19 protein-coding genes are annotated in these 23,079 nt (G+C 70.4%); 8 read left to right on the forward strand and 11 right to left on the reverse strand.

Annotated features, from left to right (window positions below):
* Position 1 precedes the first annotated feature (1 nt).
* From F9278_RS38330 to F9278_RS38355, 6 genes are all read right to left on the reverse strand, one after another.
* Positions 2-478, reverse strand: a complete 477-nt coding sequence (locus F9278_RS38330) for a recombinase family protein (protein WP_152172399.1) — start codon at positions 476-478, stop codon at positions 2-4.
* 94 nt (positions 479-572) lie between these two features.
* On the reverse strand, positions 573-2,048 hold the full coding sequence (locus F9278_RS47730; protein ID WP_152172400.1) for a family 43 glycosylhydrolase: 1,476 nt from the start codon (positions 2,046-2,048) through the stop codon (positions 573-575).
* Positions 2,045-2,977 carry a carbohydrate ABC transporter permease gene (locus F9278_RS38340; protein ID WP_226967131.1) on the reverse strand — a complete coding sequence of 311 codons (933 nt, stop codon included), beginning with the start codon at positions 2,975-2,977 and terminating at the stop codon, positions 2,045-2,047. Before F9278_RS38340 ends, F9278_RS47730 begins: the two co-directional genes overlap by 4 nt.
* Entirely contained in the window at positions 2,977-3,861 is an 885-nt protein-coding gene (locus tag F9278_RS38345; RefSeq protein WP_152172401.1) for a carbohydrate ABC transporter permease, read from the reverse strand. Before F9278_RS38345 ends, F9278_RS38340 begins: the two co-directional genes overlap by 1 nt.
* An 11-nt stretch (positions 3,862-3,872) precedes the next feature.
* The gene (locus F9278_RS38350) at positions 3,873-5,213 is read right to left on the reverse strand and encodes an ABC transporter substrate-binding protein (protein WP_152172402.1); all 1,341 of its coding nucleotides are present in this window, start codon (positions 5,211-5,213) and stop codon (positions 3,873-3,875) included.
* Between the two features lie 529 nt (positions 5,214-5,742).
* Positions 5,743-6,756, reverse strand: coding sequence for a hydroxyacid dehydrogenase (locus tag F9278_RS38355; protein ID WP_193241829.1), 1,014 nt, complete (start codon positions 6,754-6,756; stop codon positions 5,743-5,745).
* An 815-nt stretch (positions 6,757-7,571) separates the two neighbouring features.
* On the opposite strand from F9278_RS38355, the gene F9278_RS38360 reads away from it, so the two are divergent.
* Together F9278_RS38360 and F9278_RS38365 are read left to right on the forward strand one after the other, a co-directional pair.
* Positions 7,572-8,831: an alginate lyase family protein gene (locus tag F9278_RS38360; RefSeq protein WP_152174381.1), complete on the forward strand. Its 1,260-nt coding sequence runs from the start codon at positions 7,572-7,574 to the stop codon at positions 8,829-8,831.
* A 151-nt stretch (positions 8,832-8,982) separates the two neighbouring features.
* Positions 8,983-10,584, forward strand: coding sequence for a carboxylesterase/lipase family protein (locus F9278_RS38365; protein ID WP_152172403.1), 1,602 nt, complete (start codon positions 8,983-8,985; stop codon positions 10,582-10,584).
* Positions 10,585-10,595: 11 nt separating this feature from the next.
* On the opposite strand, the gene F9278_RS38370 is transcribed toward F9278_RS38365, so the two are convergent.
* Entirely contained in the window at positions 10,596-11,432 is an 837-nt protein-coding gene (locus tag F9278_RS38370) for a GbsR/MarR family transcriptional regulator (RefSeq protein WP_152172404.1), read from the reverse strand.
* Between the two features lie 221 nt (positions 11,433-11,653).
* Between F9278_RS38370 and F9278_RS38375 the strand changes: the two genes are divergently transcribed.
* Genes F9278_RS38375 through F9278_RS38385 form a run of 3 tightly spaced genes read left to right on the forward strand, consistent with a single transcriptional unit; the run spans position 11,654 to position 14,152 of the window.
* Positions 11,654-12,325: a DUF4097 family beta strand repeat-containing protein gene (locus F9278_RS38375; protein ID WP_152172405.1), complete on the forward strand. Its 672-nt coding sequence runs from the start codon at positions 11,654-11,656 to the stop codon at positions 12,323-12,325.
* A gap of 46 nt (positions 12,326-12,371) precedes the next feature.
* Positions 12,372-13,370, forward strand: a complete 999-nt coding sequence (locus F9278_RS38380; protein WP_152172406.1) for an ATP-binding cassette domain-containing protein — start codon at positions 12,372-12,374, stop codon at positions 13,368-13,370.
* Positions 13,367-14,152: an ABC transporter permease gene (locus F9278_RS38385; protein WP_152172407.1), complete on the forward strand. Its 786-nt coding sequence runs from the start codon at positions 13,367-13,369 to the stop codon at positions 14,150-14,152. Before F9278_RS38380 ends, F9278_RS38385 begins: the two co-directional genes overlap by 4 nt.
* A 106-nt stretch (positions 14,153-14,258) precedes the next feature.
* On the opposite strand, the gene F9278_RS38390 is transcribed toward F9278_RS38385, so the two are convergent.
* Positions 14,259-15,332, reverse strand: a complete 1,074-nt coding sequence (locus tag F9278_RS38390; protein ID WP_152172408.1) for a LacI family DNA-binding transcriptional regulator — start codon at positions 15,330-15,332, stop codon at positions 14,259-14,261.
* A gap of 94 nt (positions 15,333-15,426) precedes the next feature.
* Positions 15,427-16,380, reverse strand: coding sequence for a homocysteine S-methyltransferase (mmuM, locus tag F9278_RS38395; RefSeq protein ID WP_152172409.1), 954 nt, complete (start codon positions 16,378-16,380; stop codon positions 15,427-15,429).
* A 137-nt stretch (positions 16,381-16,517) separates the two neighbouring features.
* Here mmuM and F9278_RS38400 point away from each other — a divergent pair, with 137 nt between their 5' ends.
* Positions 16,518-17,924 (forward strand): amino acid permease, encoded by a 1,407-nt coding sequence (locus tag F9278_RS38400; protein WP_152172410.1) that lies wholly within the window; start codon positions 16,518-16,520, stop codon positions 17,922-17,924.
* Between the two features lie 33 nt (positions 17,925-17,957).
* Here the strand turns inward: F9278_RS38400 and F9278_RS38405 are convergent, their stop codons facing one another.
* Positions 17,958-18,401, reverse strand: a complete 444-nt coding sequence (locus tag F9278_RS38405; RefSeq protein ID WP_152172411.1) for a peptidase inhibitor family I36 protein — start codon at positions 18,399-18,401, stop codon at positions 17,958-17,960.
* Positions 18,402-18,540: 139 nt separating this feature from the next.
* Here F9278_RS38405 and F9278_RS38410 point away from each other — a divergent pair, with 139 nt between their 5' ends.
* Positions 18,541-19,542, forward strand: coding sequence for an ArsR/SmtB family transcription factor (locus tag F9278_RS38410; protein WP_152172412.1), 1,002 nt, complete (start codon positions 18,541-18,543; stop codon positions 19,540-19,542).
* Positions 19,543-19,587: 45 nt separating this feature from the next.
* Here the strand turns inward: F9278_RS38410 and F9278_RS38415 are convergent, their stop codons facing one another.
* Positions 19,588-21,654, reverse strand: coding sequence for an autotransporter (locus F9278_RS38415; protein ID WP_404819033.1), 2,067 nt, complete (start codon positions 21,652-21,654; stop codon positions 19,588-19,590).
* 303 nt (positions 21,655-21,957) lie between these two features.
* Between F9278_RS38415 and F9278_RS38420 the strand changes: the two genes are divergently transcribed.
* Positions 21,958-23,073, forward strand: coding sequence for a glycoside hydrolase family 43 protein (locus tag F9278_RS38420; RefSeq protein WP_152172414.1), 1,116 nt, complete (start codon positions 21,958-21,960; stop codon positions 23,071-23,073).
* Positions 23,074-23,079: the final 6 nt, after the last annotated feature.

Raw genomic sequence — 23,079 nt, forward strand, 5'->3', positions numbered from 1 at the left:
GTCACCGTTCGGCGCGGGCTCGCGCGGGCTCCGTATGCGCAACCTGAAGAAAGGCGCCCCACTTCTCGATCCGGCGCGAGATCTCGGCGTACTCCTCGGCCACCGGCGAGATCATCGAGCGGGAAGGCGTCAGGACCGCGCCCGCTTCCCGCTGCTCGATCCGCTCAAGTACCCGTTTCAGACCCTCGCGCTCTCCGGGGTGGCCGAGGCCGTCGCGGTCCTCGATCACCGCCACGACGTCCCACCCGAACGCCGTGGCGTACTCGCCGCACTGCTCGCGCGGGACGCTGATGTTCGCGTTCGGCGCTGCGCAGAGATAGATGATCACTCGGAATCTGCTGACCTGGGACTTCCACGCTCCGGGGCCGACCGGTTCGAACTCGGTCGCAGCATCGGCGATGTTCTGCCGACGTGCGACGTCCTCGGTGGTGCGCCATCCGGGGGTTGCGCGCCGACGCTTCCTGCGCTCACTGACCATGCACTAATTGTGGTTCTGTGAGCACGCAAGGTGAAGTGATGTGGCATACGACCCAGCGAAGTGATACGGGCTCGACTCCTACGCTCCGTAGGAGTTATGAGATCAGGGGAACCCCGATGAGGTCGCCGATCTGACGAACCTTCGCCGTCGAGACCCTCGCCAGACGCTTGCCGATCACGCCCGGAAGGGCCTGGTGCCTGACCCACTCGGGCGCATCCATCCCGACTTCGACGAGTGTGTCTCCCGCCTTGTCGTACAGGCCCGTTGAAGCCTGAGCGAGAGCAACATCGAGCTTGTATCGATTGCGAGCAATCTTCGACATGCCCTGGGGTAGCTTCTGCAGGTCTTCCTGGTTGGCGAGTTGCAGGGCGCGACCGTAGTCCTTCAAGGCAACGTGAATGCCAACTGCCTCTGTCTTGGCGGCTGTTGGACCGAAGGACGTTCCGTACAGCTTTTCGTCCCGACCGAGGCGCGCAGCTGCCGCATGGGCCTGTGACAGATAGTTGTCGGCGGACTCGCCGTCTTCCCGCCGGGATGCGGCCACGGCTGCCGAGATCATGTTTCGCCCGTACGCGATCAGTTGGGGCCGACTGCCGTCGCTGAAACTCGGCTCGATGGCCAGGGCCGCACGCTCTGCCACGGCCACGGCTCGGGGCAGCTTGGCACCGCGTAGGTAGACCCAGGACAGGGTGGAGTCGAGAAGTGCGCTGAGGACGGGGTTGCCGACTTCCCGAGCCAGGCTCTTCGCGGTTGTGAGCGCGCTGAGTGCAAGATCCCGTTGTCCGAAGCCGGTCGAGCAAGAGGCGACGACCCGGTAGGTGCTCGCCAGGATGGACCCCAACCGTTCACGCTCGGCGCCGGTCGCACTGGCGAACCTGACTTGCCCTTCCAGCATGACGCGCGACGCGTACGTACTCACCATGCCCGTGTCGCCGGCCCAGTAGGCGGACCACGCCCGATCGCGCGCTTCGGCGAGGACCAGGTAGTACCAGCCGTCGTGCGGCAGGAGCTTCGGGCCCTCGATCAACCGGTCGTGCTGGAGGAGGAGATGGGTGTCGCCGAGGGGGCGGAGCGTCGAGCGGTCCAGCTCCGTCAGGACGATCCCGGCGAACCTCTCCCCGCCGGGCCGGTGGTCGCTCTGCATGTCGAGCAGCCAGAGCCGGCCCTCGTGATGGAACAGGGCCGGGTCGAAGCCATGGCTCACGACCCGGCGGGGCGCGGTCCAGTCGCCGTCGACCGCCGGGGCCGTGCTGACGTACGTGTCGAGGTCGAAGTAGCGCGTGCCGACCGACCGCACGATCGTGTAGACCACCCAGAAACGGTCGCCGTCGCAGCTCAGTGACGGGGCCCGGACGCCGCCCGAGTCGGGGACCCCGGCGAGCGAGCCGCCCGGGGCCGCGCCGCGCACATGACCGGCGTACTCCCCGTGCGCGAGGTCCCTGGAGCGGTGGATCGGGATCGTCGGGAACCACTCGAAGGAGCTGGTCGCCACGTAGTACCACTCGCCCACCCTGATCAGGGACGGGTCGGGGGCGAAGCCGCGGATGACCGGGTTGCGGGCCACGGTCACTTGAGCGCCCCCAGGGTCACACCCGACCGCCAGTAGCGGCGCATCGCGGTCATCATGATCGCCAGCGGGATGATGGACAGCAGCGCACCGGTCAGGACCAGGCTGGTCACATCGATTCCGGACTCCGCGCGTTTGCCCGACCAGTTGTAGAGGCCGAGGTTGAGCGTCCAGTTCTCCTTCCCGCGCAGCACGGTGAGCGGGAGGAAGAACGCGTTCCAGGTGTTGACGAAGGCCAGCAGGAAGACCGTCGCCCCGCCCGTGGTCATCATCCGCAGCACGATGCTGAAGAAGATCCGCAGCTCGCCGGCGCCGTCGATACGGGCCGCCTCAAGGAGTTCGAAGGGGATCGTCGCCTCGGTGTAGACCTTCGCCAGATACACGCTGAAGGGGTTGATGAGGCACGGGACCAGCATCGCCCAGGGGGTGTCGACCAGGCCGATCTTCGAGAACATCAGATAGAGCGGGAGCGTGAGCAGGGCGATGGGGATCAGGAACGAGCCCACCACCGCCGCGAACACCACACCCCGGCCGGGGAAGTCGAAGCGGGCGAGACCGTAACCGGTTGCCAGCGCGATCAGCGTGCCGCCGAGGGAGCCGACACCGGCGTACAGGAACGAGTTGGCGGTCCAGCGCAGGAAGATGCCGTCCTCGTAGGTGAACACCTGATGCAGGTTGTCCCAGAGGTGCATACCGGAGAACCACAGGCCGTTGCTCTGGTACAGGCCCACCTGGTCCTTGGTGGCGGCGATCATCAGCCAGTACACGGGGAACAGGCTGTACAGGCTCGCCAGGATCAGACCGAGCAGGATGAACCGCTGGCCGCCGCGCCCGCGCGAGGCGGGGTCGGGGCCTGTGATCCGCCGTACGGGAGGCACGCCGGACCTCCCGGCTTCGCGGGCCTTCTTGGGGGACTCGGTGGTCGTGGCCATCAGTCGACCTCCTTCGAGGTCAGCCGGTAGAAGAGGAGGGAGGCGATGCCGAGGATCAGGGCGAGGAGCACCGAAAGGGCGGCGGCGTAGGGGTAGTTGCCCGCGTTGAACGCCTGGTTGTAGATGATCATGATCGGGGTGAAGCTGTCGTCGACGGTCTCCGGGGTGATGTTCCGGAACAGCGCCGGCTCGTTGAAGATCTGCAGCATCTGGATGATGGAGAGCAGCCCGGTCAGGACCAACGCACCGCGTACGAACGGGATCTTGATGCTCAGCGCGATCCGGGACTCGGATGCGCCGTCGAGGCGGGCGGCCTCGAACAGTTCGCGGGGGACGCCCTGGAGCGCCGAGTAGATGATCACCATGTTGTAGCCGATGCCGTGCCAGGTGAGCAGATTGCCGATGGACGGCCACACCATGGACGGCGCGAAGAAGTTCCAGTCGAAGCCGAAGAGGTCGCCGATCGGGGTCAGCGGGCCCACCTCGGGGCTGTACAGATTGATCCAGACGATCGCCGCGACCACGCCCGGGATCATGTACGGGACCAGCAGCACGATCCGGAAGCGGTTCGCGGCCTTCGAGGTGAGCGCGTCCAGGAACAGCGCCAGCACCAGGCTGACCAGCAGCATGAACGGGATCTGCACACAGGCGAACAGCACGACCCGCAGGATCGAGCCCATGAACGCCGAGTCGGTCAGCCCGAGTTGGTAGTTGTCGAGCCCGGAGAACTCCCGGGTCGCGCCGCCGAGCCCGAGCCCGGACTGCTTCTCCTGGAACAGCGACTCGTAGGCCGCGTACCCGATGGGCAGCAGATAGAGGAAGACGAAGCCGACCTGGAAGGGCACCGTGAACGCGGCGCCCTTCCAGCGTTGGGAGCGAATCATCGAAGGATGCCTCAGCCCTTGACGTTGATACCGCGCGACTTCAGGTCCTTGACCGTCCACTCCTGCATGTGCGCGAGCAGATCGGTGACCTTCTGTTCCTTGCTGACGACCTTGCCCCACTCGCTCTGCAACTCGGTGAACATGGCCGTCCAGTTGGGGCCGTAGACCCAGTCGTCGGTGACGGTGCCCAGGCTGTCGGTGACGACCTTCTCACCGGGCGCGTAGTGGTCGCCGAGCAGCTTCTCGGAGATCGCCTCGGAGACGTACGAGTCGCTGTCGGCGAGCGCCGGCATCACCCCGCTGCCGGTCTCCGGGCTGGCCATCGTCTTCACCGCACCGGTGTCGGTGGACAGCCACAGCGCCGCCTCGGCCGCCTGCTTCTTGTACTCGCACTGTTCGGTGACCAGGTTCATGCCCCCGCTCTGGTTGGTGCCGGCCGGGGTCTTGGCGGCCTCGCCCTCGTACGTCGGCCACGGCGACAGCGCCCACTTGCCGAAGGAGTCGGTGAAGTTCTGCACCATGCCGGACATCTGCCAGGTGGAGATCTGGCGGGTGACCGTGCCGCCCTTGTCGAAGTTGCGCTGCACGGCCGCGTAGTCGGCGAAGGAGAGCTTGGAGTTGAGGTCGCCGTCGATGATCTGCTGGATCACATCGGCGGCCTTCAGACTGCCCTCGTCCTGGAAGTCGACCTTCCAGGAGTCGCCGTCTATCGCGTACCAGTGGGCGCCCGCCTGCATCGCCAGCACCTCCAGGGTGCTCGGGTCCTCACCGGCGTAGTTGGTGATGTGGATGTCGTGCTTCTTCAGGACCTTGCCGGCCGCGATGAAGTCGTCCCAGGTGGCGGGCGCCTTGAGGCCGTACTTCTCGAAGACGTCGGTGCGGTAGATGGTGAACGCGGGCGCCGAGGCGGTGGGTACGCCGTAGACCTTGCCCTGCACCTGGACACCGGCCCACGCGCCGGGGTTGAACCTGTCCGCGCTCGACCCGACGTACTCGGTGATGTCGGCGAGCGCGCCCTGCGACACCCAAGTGGTCACGTACTCGGCGGTGTTCTGCAGCAGACAGGGCGCGTTGCCCGCTTTCACCGCGTTGCTGAGCTGCTTCTGCATGGTCAACTGGTCAGTGACCTTGGTGTACTTGAGCTGCACGTCCTTGTGGGAGGCGTTGAACGCCTTGACCACGGCTTCCTGGCCGTTGGCCCAGCCCCAGAAGGGGAGGGTGACCGGGCCGGTGGCTCCGGAGGAGCCGTCGTCGCCGGAGTCCGAGCCGCCGCACGCGGCGAGCAGACCTGTCAGCGCCACACTCGCGACGGCGACACGGGCGAACCTTCTCCGGGGGCTGAGGGAGTTCATCGAACGGTCATCCTTCGAGACGTAGACGATCGCGGAAGTGGGGAGCGAGGGGGAGCGAGGGGGAGCGAGGGGCGGCTCGGTGGGGCGACGGACAGGGCGTGTTTCGGAAGTCACTTCGTCGCCCGAAGGGCGGCTCTGCGGCGTCCGGTGCGGCGAGAGTGCGTGCCGGGCGTCGCAGAGCAGAAGGGACTTCCGAGCAGAGCAGAAGGGACTTCCGAAACACGCCCTGGCGATGCGGCTGTCGGCTCGGGTCTCGGAACCCCTGCGGAACCCCTGCGGAAACGCTGTAGTAAACGGTTGCTATGAAACGTAGGTGCCTCGATCGGCTCATCGCAAGAGCGCGACGGAAAATTGTTACGCCGGATTGTCGGTGGGGTTGCCGGAAGCCGTCGTTCGAGGGCCGTGGTGTGGCGGGGAGTGCCCAGGTCGGTGGTGTACCGCGCGAGGTGACGGTGCCGCAGGCGCGGGGCGCGGGACCGCTCGGGGCGCGAAAACGTTTGTGGCGAGGGCGGGTTGATGCGGTCGGCGGTCAGGCGACCCGGGCCAGATCCGTGTGCCGTACCTCGTGGGCGGGCGGCAGGCCGGAGGCGAGACGCTCCAACTCCTCGACGACGGTGCGGCCGAGGCGCTCCAGCTCGTTGCCGAGGGAGCCCGCGATGTGCGGGGTGAGGAAGACGTTCGGCAGGTGGTAGAGCGGTGAGCCGACGGGCAGCGGCTCGGGTTCGGTGACGTCCAGGACCGCGTGGAGGCGGCCGGAGAGCAGCTCCTCGGCGAGCGCGTCGGGGTCGACCAGGGCGCCCCGGGAGGTGTTGATGACGACACCGCCGTCCCTGATCAGCGCGAGTCTGCCGCGGTCGAGCATGCGATAGGTCTCGGGGATGTCGGGGGCGTGCAGGCTGACGATGTCGCTGGTGCGCAGCAGGTCCTCCAGCGTCATCGGTTCGGCGCCCAGCGCGACGGCACCCGCCGCGCTGACGTACGGGTCGTACAGCGAGACGGCGAAGTCGAAGGGTTTCAGCAGGTCCAGGAGTCGGCGGCCCACGCGCGAGGCCCCGATGACGCCGACGCGGCGGCCGACGTTGCCGAGGGTGGCGGTCTCGGCGGGGGAGGGGTAGGTGTGGGTCCTCCGGAAGCGTTCGCGCTGGTCGAAGGTGTCCTTCCCGGCCAGCAGGATCATCGCGAGGGTGTACTCGGCGACCGGCAGCGCGTTCCCGGCGACCGCGCTGGAGACGCTGACCCCGCGCTGCCACAGGGCCTCGCCGACCAGCGCCCGGACCGAGCCCGCGGCGTGCAGGACGGTACGCAGCCGGGGCGCCGCCGCCAGGACGTCCGCGTCGAGATGCGGGCAGCCCCAGCCGGTGATCAGCGCCTCGGCCCCGGCCAGTACCGCGGCGGCGGCGGGGTCGGCGAAGTCCCGTACGACGAACTCGGGGTCGATCTCGGCCACTTGGCGCAACCGTGCCATGAGCTGCGGCGGGAAGAGCAGGGGCAGATGCACCGGATCCATGGCGAACACGGCTCGCGTCGGCTGGGCGCTGGGCATGGCTCTCCTGGAGAGTCGGGAGGGGGTGGGCGCGGGAGTTGCTGCGCGATCAGTTCAGAAAACGTCTTCTACCGTAGGCGCGGCTTCGACGGGTGGTCAATCGTCTTGATCGGGTGGCGGAGGGGTGCCGGCCGAAACAACCGGTTCCCGCAGAGTTTTCGAAAACCGGTTCAAGACCCTTGACGCGGTTTGCGGTCAGGAACAAGCTCTGCTTCGTCGGCAGGTAGAAACCGGTTGTCCAACGACGGGCCGACCCGGATGCCCGTCTTCGGGCTCAGACGGCTCCCGGGCGCCCCAGGGCGATCGCCCACGTCACCCCCTGACTCTCCTCGCAGGCAAGGACGTTGCTCTTGACCGACACCCAGGGCTCCGGTCCGTCCCGGCGCCCCCTTCTCCAGGCCGCCGGTGCCACGGCCGCCGCGTACTCCCTGATCGGAACGGCCACCGGCACCGCGAGCGCGGCCGGTGGACCGGGGGCCGACCGGCTGGTGGTGCACCCGGTGCCGGCCGAACTGCCGCTCAACACCAGCTTCTCCGTCAAGGCCCGTACCCCGGGCGGCGTTTGGCGGCCGGTGCCCGTCATCCGGGCCCGTACCAAGACCATCGACGAGAAGACCGGCGCGGGAGTCGTCCGCAGCTCCTCGGTCGCCAACCTCGACTTCCGAGGCACCGTGGAGGTCCAGGTCACCTCCTCCAAGGGCACGATCCCCTCCGCGCGGATCCGCCCCCTGTCGTACGGCATCGCGCACGAGGTCGGCGGCGATACCGTCACCTTTGGTGAGCATCACCCCTATCTGAGGATCGGAGATGTACCGATGAGCCGCACTTCCCCCCACAGGAACACCGACGAGTCCGTCCCCGAGGGCGAGTTGGGCCGTCGCGGTCTGCTCAGGACCGCCGGCGGTCTCACCGCCGCCCTCGCACTGGGCGCCGCCTCCGTCGCGACGACGGCCGAGGCGGCCCCGGCCACCTTCACCCACCCCGGCATGCTGCACGCCTACGGCGAACTCAACCGCGCCAAGGTGCGGGTGGCCGCCGGGGACGACCCCTGGCTGTCCGGCTGGAACCGGCTGACCGCCAACTCCCACTCCGCGAGCACCTGGACCCCCAACCCGCAGGCCACCGTCATCCGCGGCGGCACGGGCCAGAACTACGGCATCCTCTACAACGACATCCACGCCGCCTACCAGAACGCCCTGCGCTGGAGGATCGCCGGCACCACCGCCCACGGCGACACGGCCGTCCGTATCCTCAACGCCTGGTCGGCGACGCTCACCACCGTCACCGGCAACGCCGACCGGTTCCTGGCCGCCGGGATCTACGGCTACCAGTTCGCCAACGCCGCCGAACTCATGCGCGGCCACAGCGGATTCGACCTGGACCGCTTCAGGACGATGATGCTGAACGTCTTCTACCCGCTCAACAACCAGTTCCTGACCGGCCACAACGACGCCTGCGTCACCAACTACTGGGCCAACTGGGACCTGTGCACCATGAACTCGATCCTCGCGATCGGGATCCTGTGCGACGACGGCGCCAAGTACGACCAGGCCGTGAACTACTTCAAGACCGGCGCGGGCAACGGCTCGATCACCCACGCCGTCCCGTATCCGCACACCGACTCCGCCGGTTACGCCCTCGGCCAGTGGCAGGAGGCGGGCCGCGACCAGGGCCACAGCGTCATGGGCATCGGCCTGATGGGCGCCTTCTGCGAGACGGCCTGGTCACAGGGCGACGACCTCTACGGCTATGACGGCAACCGGTTCATGAAGGGCGCCCAGTACGTCGCCAAGTACAACCTCGGCCAGGACGTCCCCTTCACCACCTACACCTGGGGCAGCGGCCAGAACTGCGCCCAGCAGACCCACACCGCCGTCTCCTCCGCGAGCCGGGGCCAGCTCCGCCCGGTCTGGGACCTCGTCCACTACCACTACGCGCGCCGCCGGGGCCTGTCCGTCCCGTACATCACCGCCATGGCCGAACAGGTCCGCCCCGAGGGCGGCGGCGGGGACTACGGCTCCGCCAGCGGCGGCTACGACCAGCTGGGCTTCGGCACGCTCATGTACGCCAAGTAGCCGCAGGTCCGCCACGGGGCAGCCGCAGGTCCACCGTCGCCCGAACGGCCGTCTGAGCCCCGGTACGACCGGAATACCGCGAAGGGATGTGGTGCTCTGAGGTGAACGAGGGTGCACGAGTGAGCGAGCGGGCGTGAGGAGCTGGTGCGCGATGGCGGCAGACCGGCAGGACGGCCCCGTGGTCAGGACGCCGTACGGGGACGTACGCGGCACCTACGTGGACCGGGACGGCCACCCGGACCGGATCGCGGTCTTCCGGGGCATCCCGTACGCGGCCCCGCCCTTCGGCCCCCGCCGGTTCCGCCCGCCCGTGCCGCCCGAGCCCTGGGCGGGGGTGCGGGACGCCCTCGCCTTCGGTCCGACGCCTCCGAAACCGCCGTACTCGGAGGCGTTCGCCCGCTATCTGTCGGACCCCGTCGTGCCGGGCGACGACTGCCTCAACCTGAACGTGTGGACGCCGCGGCCGGACCCCGGGGCCCGGCTGCCCGTCATGGTCTTCCTGCACGGCGGCGCCCTCACCCGGGGCTCGTCGGCGGTCCCCGTCTACGACGGCGCCGCCTTCGCCCGCGACGGCGTGGTGCTGGTCTCCGTCAACTACCGCCTGGGCGTGGAGGGTTACGGCCTCTTCCCGGACGCCCCGCCCAACCTCGGACTGCGCGACCAGCTGGCCGCCCTGGAGTGGGTGCGGGAGTCGATCGCCGCGTTCGGCGGCGACCCGGACCGGGTGACCCTGTTCGGCCAGTCGGCGGGCGCCATCAGCGTCGGCGCGCTGCTGGCCGTCCCCCGGGCGCGGGGGCTGTTCCGGCGGGCCGTGCTGCAGAGCGGCCCGCCCGAGGCGCTGGACCGGGACAAGGTGCGCCGGATGGTCCGGCGGATGGCGAACCGGCTGAAGGTCCCGGCGACCGCCGAGGCCTTCGCCGCCGTGGACCGCTCCGTCCTCGTCGAGGCGCAGACCGAGGTCGGCAGGCTCGGCAGCCCGGTGCTGGGCGGCCCCGCCTTCGGCATCGTCGTCGACGGCGATCTGCTGCCCACCGACCCGCTGCGGGCCCTGACCGAGCACGGCGCGGCCCCCGGGGTCGACCTCCTCATGGGCTGGACCCGCGACGAACACCGCCTCTGGCTGGTCCCCGGCGGCCTCCAGGAACGCGTCGACCGCCTCGGCACGGTCGCCCTCGCCGGTGCCCGCGCCCGCTGCCACTGCGGCCCCGAGGTCCCGCGCGGCTACCGCGACCTCCACCCCGACAAGGGCACCGCCGACCTGGTCGGCCAACTCGTCACCGACCACCTCCTGCGCGTCCCCCTGCACCGGGTGGCGGACGCCCGCCTCGGCCAGGAGCGGGCCCGGTCCTACCTCTACGAGTTCGCCTGGTCCTCCGGCGTCCCCGGCCTCGGCTCCTGCCACGCCCTCGAACTCGGCTTCGTCTTCGACACCGGCGACACCCCCGCCTCCGCCAAGCTCGCCGGTGACCACGCCCCGCGCGATCTCGCCACGGCCCTGCACTCCGCCTGGGTCCGCTTCGCGACGGACGGCACGCCCGGCTGGCCCGCCTGGCACGCCGGGCATCCGGTCCGGGTCTTCGACACCCCGGAGGCCCCGGGCGGCGACCGGATCGTCCTCGGCCCCTACGACCCCGAGCTGGCCCTCTGGGACGCGGACGCGCGACGGCCCCGCAGAGTCCAGGGCGCCGGCACCTTCGTCACCTCCGGCGGAGGGCCCCTCCCGGCCCTGCGCCGCTTCCGCCGGACTCCCTGAACCCGGACCGGTTATCCGCGCCCCGTACCGGGCCCCGTACCGGGCCCGGTACCGGGCCCCGTACCGGGCCCCGTACCGGGCCCCGTACCGGGCCCCGTACCGGGCTCGGCCGTGTCGTCCGCCTCGGCCGTGGGGGTGCGCGGCTTGGTGTGGAGGATCTCGCGGGCCTGTTCCGCGGCGCGGATGGAGCTCTCGCCGACGAAGTCGAGGAAACGGGCGACGTTCTCCAGCCGGGAGGAGGCAGGGGTGCCGGCGCCGAGGACGCCCACGCCCTGACGGGCGATCTCGACGATCCGGGCGAGGGCACGGGCGCTGGCGATCATGGACTGGTACCAGACGTCGTCGTCGACGACATACCGCTCCCGGCGGCGTTCGCCCTGCTCCCGGCGGACCATGCCCTGGCTGTCGAGGTAGGCGATCGCCTTGGAGATGGACGCCGGGCTGACCTGGAGGCGCTGCGCCAGTTCGGCCGCGGTGAGGCTGCCGGAGTCGGTGAGGGTGAGGCAGGCCATCACCCGCGCCATCATCGTGGGCATGCCCGAGGCCATCATGACGGTCGTGAACGTCTCCTCGTACTCGCGTACGGCCTCGGCGTCACGCCCATGGGCCTGCTCGGGCGTCCGGGCCTCCCGGGAGGTGGTCTGGCGGCGCCGGTGCGCGCGGCGCTCGGTGGCCCGGTGGGCGAGGTCGGCGCGATAGGCGGTGGGGCCGCCGTTGCGCATCACCTCACGGGTGACCGTCGACGTCGGGCGGTCGAGCCGTCTGGCGATCTCGGCGTAGGCGAGGCCGTCGGCCAGCCCCAGTGCGATCTGCTGGCGTTCCTGCTGAGTGAGCCTGCCTCCCGGCATCGCTGTCTCCTTCGTGCTCCGTGGTGCGCCCACTATAGCGTTCACTGCCAATTCATTGCAACGCCCACTGTGCCGCTTGTTGCGTTACTCGGTAGGCCGTTGCAACAAATTAGCGGCTTTGAACTGGGGAAATGCTATTCACGTGCAACGAGTGTGTTGCTAGATCTTTGAATGCAACGTAGCTTTTCCATCGTCAGAAACGACGAGCCGAGGAGAGCACGATGCAGAAGTTCGACACCCCCGCCCCGATCGCCGCGGTCCTCAACATCACCGCAGGGCGCGTCCAGCTCATCGCGGCCGACCGGGCCGACACCACCGTCGAGGTCCGGCCCGCCAACGCCTCCAAGAGCCGTGACATCAGGGCCGCCGAGGAGACCACGGTCGACTACCGCGACGGAGTGCTGCGGATCGACGCCCCGAAAGCCAGGAACGAGTTGTTCGGCCCCTCCGGAACCCTGGAGGTCACCGTGCAACTGCCGTCCGGCTCCCGGGTCGAGGCGAAGGCCGCCGCCGCCGAGTTCCGCGGCGTCGGACGGCTGGGCGATGTGGCCATCGACGGCGCGCACGGACGGGTCAAGCTCGACGAGGCCGCGAGCGCCCGTCTGAACCTGCTGGCCGGCGACGCCCTGGTGGGCCGCCTGGACGGCCCCGCCGACATCACCAGCGGCAAGGGCGACCTGCGGGTCACCGAGGCCGTGCGCGGCACCGTCTCCCTGCGCACCGGGCACGGCGAGATCTCCATCGGCGCCGCCACCGGGGTCTCGGCCTCGCTGGACGCCGGCACCTCCTACGGCCGCGTCCGCAACACGCTCAAGAACAGCGAGGGCGCCACCGCCCAGCTCGACATCCGCGCGACCACCGGCTACGGCGACATCGACGCCCGCAGCCTCTGACCCCCGCCCACGCTCTCCGACCCGAGGCTCTGAAGGAGCATCTGTCATGACCGACCCGGCCATCGCGGCGCACGGGCTGCGCAAGTCCTACGGCGACAAGGTCGTCCTCGACGGCATCGACCTGACCGTCCCCGAGGGCACGATCTTCTCCCTGCTGGGCCCGAACGGCGCGGGCAAGACCACCGCCGTCAAGATCCTCTCCACCCTCATCTCCGCCGGCCCCGGCTCCGGCGCGATCCTCGTCGGCGGCCACGACCTCGTCGCCGATCCGCAGGCGGTGCGTGCGGCGATCGGGGTGACCGGGCAGTTCTCCGCCGTCGACGGGCTGATCACCGGCGAGGAGAACATGCTCCTCATGGCCGACCTGCACCACCTGACCAGGGCCGAGGGGCGACGGGTCACCGCCGAACTCCTGGAGCGCTTCGACCTGGTGGAGGCCGCGAAGAAGCCCGCCTCCACCTACTCCGGCGGCATGAAGCGCCGCCTGGACATCGCCATGACCCTGGTCGGCGCCCCGAGGATCATCTTCCTCGACGAACCCACCACCGGCCTCGACCCCCGCTCCCGCCACAACATGTGGCAGATCATCCGCGAACTCGTCTCCGACGGCGTCACCGTCTTCCTCACCACCCAGTACCTCGAAGAGGCCGACGAACTCGCCGACCGCATCGCGGTGCTGAACAACGGCAAGATCGCCGCCGAAGGCAGCGCCGAGGAACTCAAGCGCCTCATCCCCGGCGGGCACGTCCGCCTCCGTTTCACCGACCCGGACGCCTACCGCGCCGCCGCCTCCGCGCTGCGCGAGGTCACCCGGGACCACGAGGCCCTCGCCCTCCAGCTCCCCAGCGGCGGCACCCAGCGCGAACTGCGCGCCGTCCTGGACCAGTTGGACTCCGCCGGCATCGAGGCCGACGAACTCACCGTGCACACCCCCGACCTCGACGACGTGTTCTTCGCCCTGACCGGCCCGACCACTGCCACGGGCACCGCCCCGACCACCGTCACGGGCACCGTCCCCAACCAGCCCAAGGAGAACGCCCGATGAGCGCCCTCGCCCTCGCCGTCCGCGACTCGAACACCATGCTGCGCCGCAACCTCCTGCACGCGCGCCGCTATCCGTCGCTCACCCTGAACCTGCTGCTGACCCCGATCATGCTGTTGCTGCTCTTCGTCTACATCTTCGGCGACGTGATGAGCGCGGGCATCGGCGGCAGCGACCGCTCCGACTACATCGCCTACATCGTCCCGGGCATCCTGCTGCTGACCATCGGCGGCACGGTCGTCGGAACGGCGGTGTCCGTCTCCACCGACATGAACGAGGGCATCATCGCCCGCTTCCGGACGATGGCGATCCACCGGGGTTCCGTCCTCATCGGGCATGTCGTCGGCAGCGTGCTGCAGTGCGTGGCCAGCGTGGTCCTCGTCGGCGCGGTCGGTGTGGCCATCGGCTTCCGGTCCACCGGCGCCACCGTCCTGGAGTGGCTGGCCGCGTTCGGGCTGCTCGTCCTCTTCTCCCTGGCGCTGACCTGGATCGCGGTCGGCATGGGCCTGTCCAGCCCGAACGCCGAGGCCGCGGCCAACAGCGCCCAGCCGCTGATCCTCCTGCCGCTCATCTCCAGCGCCTTCATCCCCGCCGACACGATGCCCGGCTGGTTCCAGCCCATCGCCGAGTACCAGCCCTTCACCCCGGCCATCGAGACCCTGCGCGGCCTCCTCCTCGGCACCGAGATCGGCCACAACGGCTGGCTCGCCCTCGCCTGGTGCCTCGCCCTGGCGGCCCTCGGCTACACCTGGTCCTCGGCGAAGTTCAACAGCGACCCGAAGTGACCCACACCGGGCTCGAAGTAGACACCGGGTACCCGCACCCCGCGCCCCTCAGGGGCGCGGGGAACTGCGCGATCAGCCCCAACGAACCCGCACCCGGCCAACCACCTCACCCGGCAGACGAGACCCCGCCCCCGACCACCCCCACAGACCCCCGCACCACCACATGCGTCCCCAACAACAGGTGCTCGTCCCCAACTCCAGCGGAGCGCAACGCGGTCCGCACCGCCAGCCGCCCCAGTTCCTCGTACGGCACCCGCACGGTCGTCAACGGCGGCCACAGATCCCGCGCGAACGGAATGTCGTCGTACCCCACCAGCGACACCTCCCCCGGCACATCCACCCCCGCCTCACGCAGCGCGGTCAGCGCCCCCGCCGCCACCATGTCCGTCGCCGCCATCACCGCCGTGAAGTCGAGCCCCGTCTCCAGCGCCCGCCGCATCGACCGGTACCCCGAGTCCCGGGTGAAGTCCCCGGCCAGCCGCAGCGCGGGGTCCGCCTCGACCCCCCGCGCGTGATGGGCCGCCAGATACCCCCGCTCACGCCCCTGCGCGGTCGTGTGCTCCGGCTCGCCGCCCAGGAAGAGGATCCGCCGGTGGCCCCGGGACAGGACGTGCGCGCACAGGGCGTACGCGCCGCCCTCGTTGTCGTACTCGATGACCGTGACCGGTGCCCCGGGATCCAGCGGCGGCCGTCCGCACAGCACCAGCCGGGACCCGGCCGCCGCCAGCGCGTCGGCGAACCGCGCGGTGCGCGACCGGTACTCGGGGGTGTCCGCGCCGCCGCCGACCAGGATGACCGCGGCGGCCCGCTGCGCCCGCATCGTCTCGATGAAGTCCGACTCGTGCGCCGCGTCACCGTCGGTGCTGCACACCAGGCAGAGATGCCCGAGCCGGGTCGCCTCGCGCTCCACCCCGTGCGCCATCAGCGCGAACGAGGGGCCGGTGATGTCGTCGAGGACGAAACCGAGGGTGGGGGTGCCGGCCCCGGCGATCGCCTTGGCGCGGGCGTCGGCGACGTAGTCCAGTTCACGGACGGCCCGCAGGACCTGTGTCCGGGTCGCCGTGCTCACCGGGTAGACCCCGCCGAGCACCCGCGACACGGTGGCCGCCGAGACCCCCGCCCGCGCGGCGACGTCCCGGATCGTGCTGCGGCCCCCGCCGTCGGCGTTCTTCCTCGTCATGCCCGCCCCACCCGCCTCTCGGCAACACCTCGGTAACCGGTTACCCCGGAACGGAGGCTAGCAGCGCGCACCGGCGGCGGGTGACCCCCGTCGGTCAGCCGAGTGTCCTCGCGATGTCCGAGATCGCCTCCGGACCGACCCGGCAGCAGCCGCCGATCAGCCGGGCCCCGGCCGCCCGCCACCCCTCCACCTGCGCGGCGGTGAACGTCGACCGCCCGGTCCAGCGCCGCGCGGACGCGTCCCAGACCTCGCCGCTGTTCGGATAGACGACGACCGGCTTGCCGGTGACCCGGACGGCCGTCTCGATCGCGCCGTCCACATCGTCGGGCGAGCAGCAGTTCACGCCCACGGCGACGACCTCCTCGGCGTCGGCGGCGAGCGCGAAGGCCTCCTCCAGCGGCTGCCCGGCGCGGGTGCGGTCGCCGGCCACGGTGTACGTCAGCCAGGCGGGCACATCCAGTCCGCGGACCGCCCGCAGCAACGCCTCGGCCTCGTCGGTGTCCGGGATCGTCTCCATGGCCAGGACATCGGGGTGGGTGGCGGCCAGCACCTCCAGCCGGGGCCGGTGGAACCGTTCCAGCTCGGCCACGCTCAGCCCGTACCGGCCCCGGTACTCGGAGCCGTCCGCGAGCATCGCCCCGTACGGGCCGACCGAGGCGGCCACCAGCAGCGGGCGCGTGCTGCCCTTCGCCTTGGCCTCGACCGCCGCGTCCACGGCCAACTCGACGCTCAGGGACATGAGTTCGGCCGCCCGCTCGCGCCGGATCCCGCGCTTGCCGAAGCCCTCGAAGGTGGCCTGGTAGCTGGCGGTGATCGCCACGCTCGCGCCCGCCTCGTAGTACGCGAGATGGGCCTCGGTGATCGCCTCCGGTCGCTCCACGAGCAGCCGCGCCGACCAGAGTTCGTCGCTCAGATCGTGCCCGGCCGTCTGCAACTGGTTGGACATACCGCCGTCGAGGACGAGGACCTCGGCGGCGAGAGCCGCCGCGAAGGGGCCGACGGGAGGACCGGGGATGTGCGGGAAGCCGCCGGGTGCGTTGCTGGTCATGCCGACGACGGTAGTCCAGGCGCGGGCGCCCGCAGCCGATTGTGTCCAGTCCATGAACAGATTGACCACGATGTGGAACCCGGCGGTACGATCACGCCCTCCCCGTCCCCACCCCTCCCCATCCCCCGGGAACCGCCATGACCACCACCAGCACCCCCGAGACCACCGAGCCGGAACCGGCCACCGGCGCGAGCACCGCCGCCCCGGGCCGCAAGTTCGGTCTCGCCGCGGCGACCGCCCTCGTCATGGGCAACATCATCGGCGGCGGCATCTTCACGCTCCCGGCCGCCGTCGCCCCGTACGGCACGGTCAGTCTGCTGGCCTTCGCCGTCCTCTCCGTGGCCGCCGTCCTGCTGGCGCTGCTCTTCGGGAAGCTGGCCCGGCGCAGCCCGGTCACCGGCGGCCTCTACGTCTACCCGCGCGACGCCTTCGGCCCCTTCGCGGGCTTCCTGTCGGCCTGGTCGTACTGGACGATGTGCTGGGTCAGCATCGCCGCGCTCGCCGTCGGTGTCGTCGGCTATGTCGACGTGCTGATACCCCTCGGCGACAGCAAGGTCGTCCTCGCGCTGGTCGCCCTGGCCGCGCTGTGGCTGCCGGCCGCCGCGAACTTCGCGGGCACCCGCTATGTGGGCGCCGTGCAGATCGTCTCCACGGTCCTGAAGTTCGTGCCGCTGCTGCTGGTCGCCACCATCGGGCTGTTCTTCATCGACCTCGACAACTACGGCCCGTTCAACGCCTCCGGCGAGAGCACCCCCGGCGCGCTCGCCGCCGCGGCCGCGCTCCTTCTCTACAGCTTCCTCGGCGTGGAGTCGGCCGCCGTCAGCGCCGGAGAGGTCAAGGACCCCGAGCGCAACGTGGGCCGCGCCAGCGTCCTCGGCACCCTCGCCTCCGCGCTCGTCTACATCCTCGGCACGGTCGCGGTGTTCGGCCTGGTCCCGCACAAGGAACTCGTCGACTCGGGGGCGCCCTTCGCGGACGCCGTGAACTCGATCGCCGGGGGCAGCTGGGGCGGCACGGTGATCGCGCTGGTCGCCGTCGCGTCGATCGTCGGCTGCCTCAACGGCTGGGTCCTGCTCAGCGCCCAGATGCCGTACGCCGCCGCCCGCGACGGTCTCTTCCCGAAGCCGTTCGCCCGGGTCGGCAAGGGCGGTGTCCCCGGCTTCGGCGTCCTCGCCACCGCCGTCCTCGGCACGCTCCTCATCGCAGTGAACTACGCGGACGACCCGGACACCGCCTTCCGCGTCCTGGTCCTCATCACCACGTTCACCGGCTGCGTCCCCTACCTGCTCTCCGCCGCCGCCCAGCTCTACTGGCTGGCCCGGGGCACCCGCGAGCGCGTCCGCCCGGCGGGCCTGGTCCGCGACCTGATCGTCGCCGCCCTCTCCTTCGCCTTCTCCTTCTGGCTGATCGCCGGCGCGGGCTACGCCGCCGTCTACCAGGGCGCCCTGTTCCTCTTCGCGGGCATCCCGGTGTACGTGTGGCTGCGGGGGCGGCAGGAGGGGCAGGAGGGGGCCGAGGGCGAGGCGGGCGACGTCGCCGCCTAGGGTCGGCCCCCACCGGCCGGGGTCAGGCGTGGATCAGCAACTGGCCTCCCAGCGGTGGGACCGGATCCTGACGTTGAGGTTCGGCCACTCGCCGCCGTTCTGCGGGATGCAGTAGCCGGTGCCGTTGAAGTTGGCGCCGGTGTAGAGGATGACGTAGTCGTACGCGGACGATGTGCCGCTGTTCTTGGCCGACCCGACGTTCTGGGTGTCGGACCATGAACACTGGACGGTACCGCTCCACCAGTCCGCGTCGGCGTTGGACCACGAACAGCGGCTGCCGTTGCCGCTGCCGCCGGTGTAGGCACACAGGTTGCCGCTGCCGCACGAGAACGCCTGCGGCGCCGCACTCGCGGCGTTCGGTGCGACGAGACCCAGGCCGGCCGTGGCGACGGTGAGCGCCGCGGCGGCGAAGGCCCTGCGGCCCCGGCGGGGGGTGCGGCCGGACTTCCGGTCCTGCTTCTGCTCGTACGAGAACATCCCGTGCCTCTCTCATGGAGGGTGCCAGCGGACCTACGGCTGGCGGGAATTCATGTTTCCCGCCCCACCCGGCACTGTCATGCTCATGCGAGGGGAGTGAAAACACGCAGGTCGGAGACCGGCGACCACGGGGAACGGGATGCTCCGCTTTCATTTCACGGCCGAGGACCTCACGAAGGTGCGCGTGGCGACCGAGCCGCACGCGCTCTGGGAGATCGCGGTCAGTCTGCACCGGTTCCAGACCCGCGAGGGCCGCTGGGCCTACGCCCCCTGGTTCCGCACCGCGCGGGTCGCGCTGCGTGAGGCCGGGCTCGAACAGGCCGTGAGGACCTTCCTGTTGCCGCTCTTTCCTCGCGCCGGTTACTTCCCCGACTTCCTGACCCCGCCGGAGGGCGTCCAAGGGCTGGACGCCGGGCTGGACGCCGTCCTGGCGGTACCGCGCGAGCGGGTCGTGCGCGAGGTCGACATGCTCGGTCGGACCGTCGGCGCCCCCGCCTGGACCCGTCGGCTGACCGAGCCGGACCTGCGCGAACAGCTCGTGAGCGCCCTGCGCGCCTACCACCGGGCCGCGATCGCCCCGCACGAGGAGCACATCCAGGAACGTCTGCACGCCGAACGGGCCCGCCACGCGCACACCCTGTTCCAGAGTGGGACCGAGGGTCTGCTCGGCGGTCTGGGCCCCACGATCCGCTGGCGGTCACCCGTCCTGGAGATCGATCCGTATCCGGACCACCGCGACGTCCACCTCGGCGGACAGGGGCTGCTCCTGATCCCCTCCCACTTCTGCTGGCACGCGCCCATCGCCCTGGCCGACCCCGGACTCCCGCCCGTGCTGCTCTACCCCCTCCACCACCAGCCTGCGGCGACCCGGCAGGCCGGCTCCCCGCCCCTGAACGCGCTGCTCGGCCCCACCCGCGCCGCCGTCCTGCGGGCCTGCGTGACAGGCTCCACCACCACCGAGGCCGCCCGCCGGGCCGGAGTCACCCCCACGACCGCCAGCCATCACACCGCCGTACTGCGTGATGCCGGTCTGATCACCAGCCACCGCCACGCCAACACGGTCCTGCACACCCTGACCCCGCTCGGCGCCGCCCTGCTGAACGGGAAGGCCGGGCGGGACGCGGTTGAGGGGGACGGTTGAGGGGGTGGCCTCGGGGCCGTCGTATCGAGGGCTGAGACCCCGCTCTCAGCCCGTGGCCGCGTGTCTGCCGCCGCCGCCCCGCCGGTTGTTCCTGCGGTGCCTGGTCACCGGTACCAGCAGCCCGGACAGGCCGCCGAGGGCGAGGGCGTACGGCCACCAGCCGAGGCCGCTGTCGGCGGAGGCGCTCGTGTTCGTCAGGGTGTCCTGGGCGTCGGAGCCGGCGCCGGAGGCGGTGCCCGCGGCGGCCTCGGTGGCCGGTGCGGGGCTCGCCTTCGCCGTGGTCAGGACGACGTCGTTGCCGTCGCCGCCCTTGTAGCTGATCCGGTAGGTGCTGTCGGCGAGCTTCACCTTCGCGCCCTCGCGCAGTCCGGTGAACGTCCCGGTGTTGGTGCCCTTGCCGCGGTGGTCGATCACGGTGACGCGCTCACCGGGCCCGCCGACGGCGGCCAGGGCCGCGAAGTCCAGCCCACCGGCCAGGCGCACCGCCCCGCTCACCTTCAACGGCTTCTCCCGCAGCACCAGTTGGCCCTTCGCGGTCTGGGTGTAGCCGCCGGTCACGGTCGGACCGGCCACGACCACGCCCTCGTTGGTCACCGAGCCCTTCACCGTGCCCTTGCCGGACAGCGACCTGGTCACCTTCAGCCCGGCCGTGCCCACGTCGAGTGTCGCCCCGGCGGTGGTGAGCCGAAGGGTCTTGCTGCGGGCGAGAGTCGCTCCGGAGCGGAGTGCCAGCGTGCCCTTGGCGACGGTGGTCGCCCCGGTGTAGGTGATCGCGGAGCCCGTCAGGGTCGTGGTGGCGGCGCCCGACTGGGTGAGCGAGCCGCTGCCGCCGACCCGCGACAGCGTCACCGGCTTCGAGGTGTTCCGGACGATCAGCGCACCGTTGTTGACCACCTTGTACAGGTCGCCCTTGGTGTAAAGCCCGCCGTCCCCACCGGACTTGCCGCTGCCCAGCCGCAGCACCGCGCCCTTCTCGACCGTGGTCGAGCCGTTGTAGTACTGGACGGCGGCGAAGGTGACGTCGTTGCCCTTGGTCCCCGCGATGACGATGTCCCCGGCGCCGGGCGCGGAGAGCGTGTCGTGGAAGCGGCCACCGCCGATGGGGGCGCCCAGGGTCACCGGCCCGTTGTAGTCGAAGGTGAGCAGGGAACGGGAGCGGGCGGCGAGGAGGTTGATGTACACCGTCTCGGCCGTGCCCGGCATGAAGATCCTGCTGGTGGTGCCGTCGCCCCACTGGACGTTCGCGCCCTTGATGTTGGTGCCGCGCTTGTTGACGTTCTTGCGGGCGGGCGTCCAGTTCAGGGCGGGGTCGCTGAGCGAGGGGTTCGTGTCGCCGCCCCGGTCCGACCAGCTGTACTGGCCGGTGAGGATCACCTTGCTGCCGGGCCGCGACTGGACGTTGATGTCGCTGCCGTACTCGCGCTGGTAGAAGTCCATGCCCTGGGTGACGGTCTGGCCCAGTGGGGTGTCGACGGTCCAGGTGCCCTGGTTGAGGACCTTGCGCGCGTTGGGCAGCGCGGTCGCGAACTCCGGGCGCCCGGCGTTGACTTGGGTGCCGTTGTCGATGACCCCGCTGAAGGGGTGGGTGCCCGAGAGGTCCCAGGTGGCCCACAGGAACCTCGGCTGGCTGACCAGACCGGAACCGCTGATGGTCCCCAGGTTGTACTGCGTGTTCTTCAGGGCCAGCCGCAGGGTGCCGTCGACCCGGATGTTGTTCTGGTTGAGCCGGAACGCCGGGGTGCCGTACGGGTAGTGGCCGATCACCCCGGTCGAGCCGCTGTTCCCGTACTGGAGGGTCGCGCCCCGCTCGACGGTCACGGCGGGCGGGTCCGGGTGGGTGACGGTGACGTACGGGTGGTTGCCGCCGAGCGTCTTCACGCTCTGCCGCTGCCGGGCCTTCGGGAGGGTGAAGTCGCTGTCCCTGGTGAGGACCAGCGTGCCTGTACCGCGGACGGTGAGTGTGCCGGTGCCGCTGAACACGCCGTCGTACGTGGTCGTCCCGGACGGCACGGTCACCACCGTGTCCCCGGTGAGTGTGACGTTCCGCCCGGCCAGGACGTCGGCTGTCGCGTCGCGGGGTCCGGCGGCGGTCGCGGTCGGGGCGCCGAGCATCAGGGCGGTGACCGCCAGGGCTCCGGCGGCCGAAGCTGTCTTGTGGATATGGGTGCGCACGCCAGGGGAGACGGTCCGGGGCTCACCTCGATAACAGAAACTTCGCGAAGCCCGGCTTCGGTGGTTCGGTTCGTTCCTGTGAGCTTGTGTTCGTTCCGCCCGACCCGTTGACCTAGACGTAACGCACCCTTACCTTTTCGCCGTTCGGAATGACTGATCTTGTGCGATATGTCGAACGATTCTGTTTCCTTTTGTTCCCCCCACCTCCCCCCACGTGCGGAAACCCGCAGAGAGGCAGACCGCGTGAGCCGCGAGCGCGAAATCCCCGAAATCCCCGAACCCCCCGACCGCCGACTGCTCCTGAAGGGCGCCCTGGCCGCCGGCGCCCTCACCGCGATGCCCGCAGGCGTCGCCCGAGCGGCCACGACACACACGTCCGGCTCCCGCCCGGCGTACGTCAACCCGCTGGTCCGCAACCGCGCCGACCCGCACATCAACCGGCACACCGACGGCTTCTACTACTTCACGGCGACCTCGCCCGAGTACGACCGGATCATCCTGCGCAGATCCCGCACCCTGCGCGGACTGTCGACGGCCGCCGAGTCCGTGATCTGGCGCAAGCACGCCACGGGCGTGATGGGCGCGCACATCTGGGCGCCGGAGATCCACCGCATCGACGGCAAGTGGTACATCTACTTCGCCTCCGCGCCCGCCGAGGACGTCTGGGCGATCCGCATCTGGGTCCTGGAGAACTCCCACCGCGACCCCTTCAAGGGCACCTGGGTCGAGCGCGGCCAGTTGAAGACGGCCTGGGAGACCTTCTCCCTGGACGCCACCACCTTCACCCACCGCGGCTCCCGCTATCTCGCGTGGGCGCAGCACGAGCCCGGGATGAACAACAACACGGCGGTCTGGCTGTCGAGGATGGCCGACCCGCTCACCCTGACAGGACCGCAAGTACGGCTGACCACACCGGAGTTGGACTGGGAGGTCATCGGCTACAAGGTCAACGAGGGCCCGTCGGTCATCAAGCGCAACGGCCGGCTGTTCATGACGTACTCCGCGAGCGCCACCGACTTCAACTACTGCATGGGCCTGCTGACCGTCGACGCGGACGCCGACCTCATGGACCCCGCCAACTGGTCCAAGTCCCCGACCCCGGTCTTCACCAGCAACGACACCACCCGGCAGTACGGGCCGGGCCACAACAGCTTCACCGTCGCCGAGGACGGCCGCACCGACGTCCTCGTCTACCACGCCCGCCAGTACAAGGACATCGTCGGCGACCCGCTGAACGACCCCAACCGCCACACCCGTATCCAGCGCCTCGGCTGGAAGCCCGACGGCACCCCCGACTTCGGAGTCCCCGTAGCCGACACGCCCACATCGAACACCGCGAACACCGCGAACACCCAGTAAGGAGAG

This window comes from Streptomyces phaeolivaceus, assembly GCF_009184865.1.
Taxonomy (GTDB): Bacteria; Actinomycetota; Actinomycetes; order Streptomycetales; family Streptomycetaceae; genus Streptomyces; species Streptomyces phaeolivaceus.

Bases quoted from the DNA above. Each gene is read 5' to 3' on its own strand.
- F9278_RS38330 (WP_152172399.1), bottom strand. From the start codon at position 478: ATGGTCAGTGAGCGCAGGAAGCGTCGGCGCGCAACCCCCGGATGGCGC.
- F9278_RS38340 (WP_226967131.1), bottom strand. From the start codon at position 2,977: ATGGCCACGACCACCGAGTCCCCCAAGAAGGCCCGCGAAGCCGGGAGG.
- F9278_RS38345 (WP_152172401.1), bottom strand. From the start codon at position 3,861: ATGATTCGCTCCCAACGCTGGAAGGGCGCCGCGTTCACGGTGCCCTTC.
- F9278_RS38350 (WP_152172402.1), bottom strand. From the start codon at position 5,213: ATGAACTCCCTCAGCCCCCGGAGAAGGTTCGCCCGTGTCGCCGTCGCG.
- F9278_RS38355 (WP_193241829.1), bottom strand. From the start codon at position 6,756: ATGCCCAGCGCCCAGCCGACGCGAGCCGTGTTCGCCATGGATCCGGTG.
- F9278_RS38360 (WP_152174381.1), top strand. From the start codon at position 7,572: ATGAGCCGCACTTCCCCCCACAGGAACACCGACGAGTCCGTCCCCGAG.
- F9278_RS38365 (WP_152172403.1), top strand. From the start codon at position 8,983: ATGGCGGCAGACCGGCAGGACGGCCCCGTGGTCAGGACGCCGTACGGG.
- F9278_RS38370 (WP_152172404.1), bottom strand. From the start codon at position 11,432: ATGCCGGGAGGCAGGCTCACTCAGCAGGAACGCCAGCAGATCGCACTG.
- F9278_RS38375 (WP_152172405.1), top strand. From the start codon at position 11,654: ATGCAGAAGTTCGACACCCCCGCCCCGATCGCCGCGGTCCTCAACATC.
- F9278_RS38380 (WP_152172406.1), top strand. From the start codon at position 12,372: ATGACCGACCCGGCCATCGCGGCGCACGGGCTGCGCAAGTCCTACGGC.
- F9278_RS38385 (WP_152172407.1), top strand. From the start codon at position 13,367: ATGAGCGCCCTCGCCCTCGCCGTCCGCGACTCGAACACCATGCTGCGC.
- F9278_RS38390 (WP_152172408.1), bottom strand. From the start codon at position 15,332: ATGACGAGGAAGAACGCCGACGGCGGGGGCCGCAGCACGATCCGGGAC.
- mmuM (WP_152172409.1), bottom strand. From the start codon at position 16,380: ATGACCAGCAACGCACCCGGCGGCTTCCCGCACATCCCCGGTCCTCCC.
- F9278_RS38400 (WP_152172410.1), top strand. From the start codon at position 16,518: ATGACCACCACCAGCACCCCCGAGACCACCGAGCCGGAACCGGCCACC.
- F9278_RS38405 (WP_152172411.1), bottom strand. From the start codon at position 18,401: ATGTTCTCGTACGAGCAGAAGCAGGACCGGAAGTCCGGCCGCACCCCC.
- F9278_RS38410 (WP_152172412.1), top strand. From the start codon at position 18,541: ATGCTCCGCTTTCATTTCACGGCCGAGGACCTCACGAAGGTGCGCGTG.
- F9278_RS38415 (WP_404819033.1), bottom strand. From the start codon at position 21,654: ATGCTCGGCGCCCCGACCGCGACCGCCGCCGGACCCCGCGACGCGACA.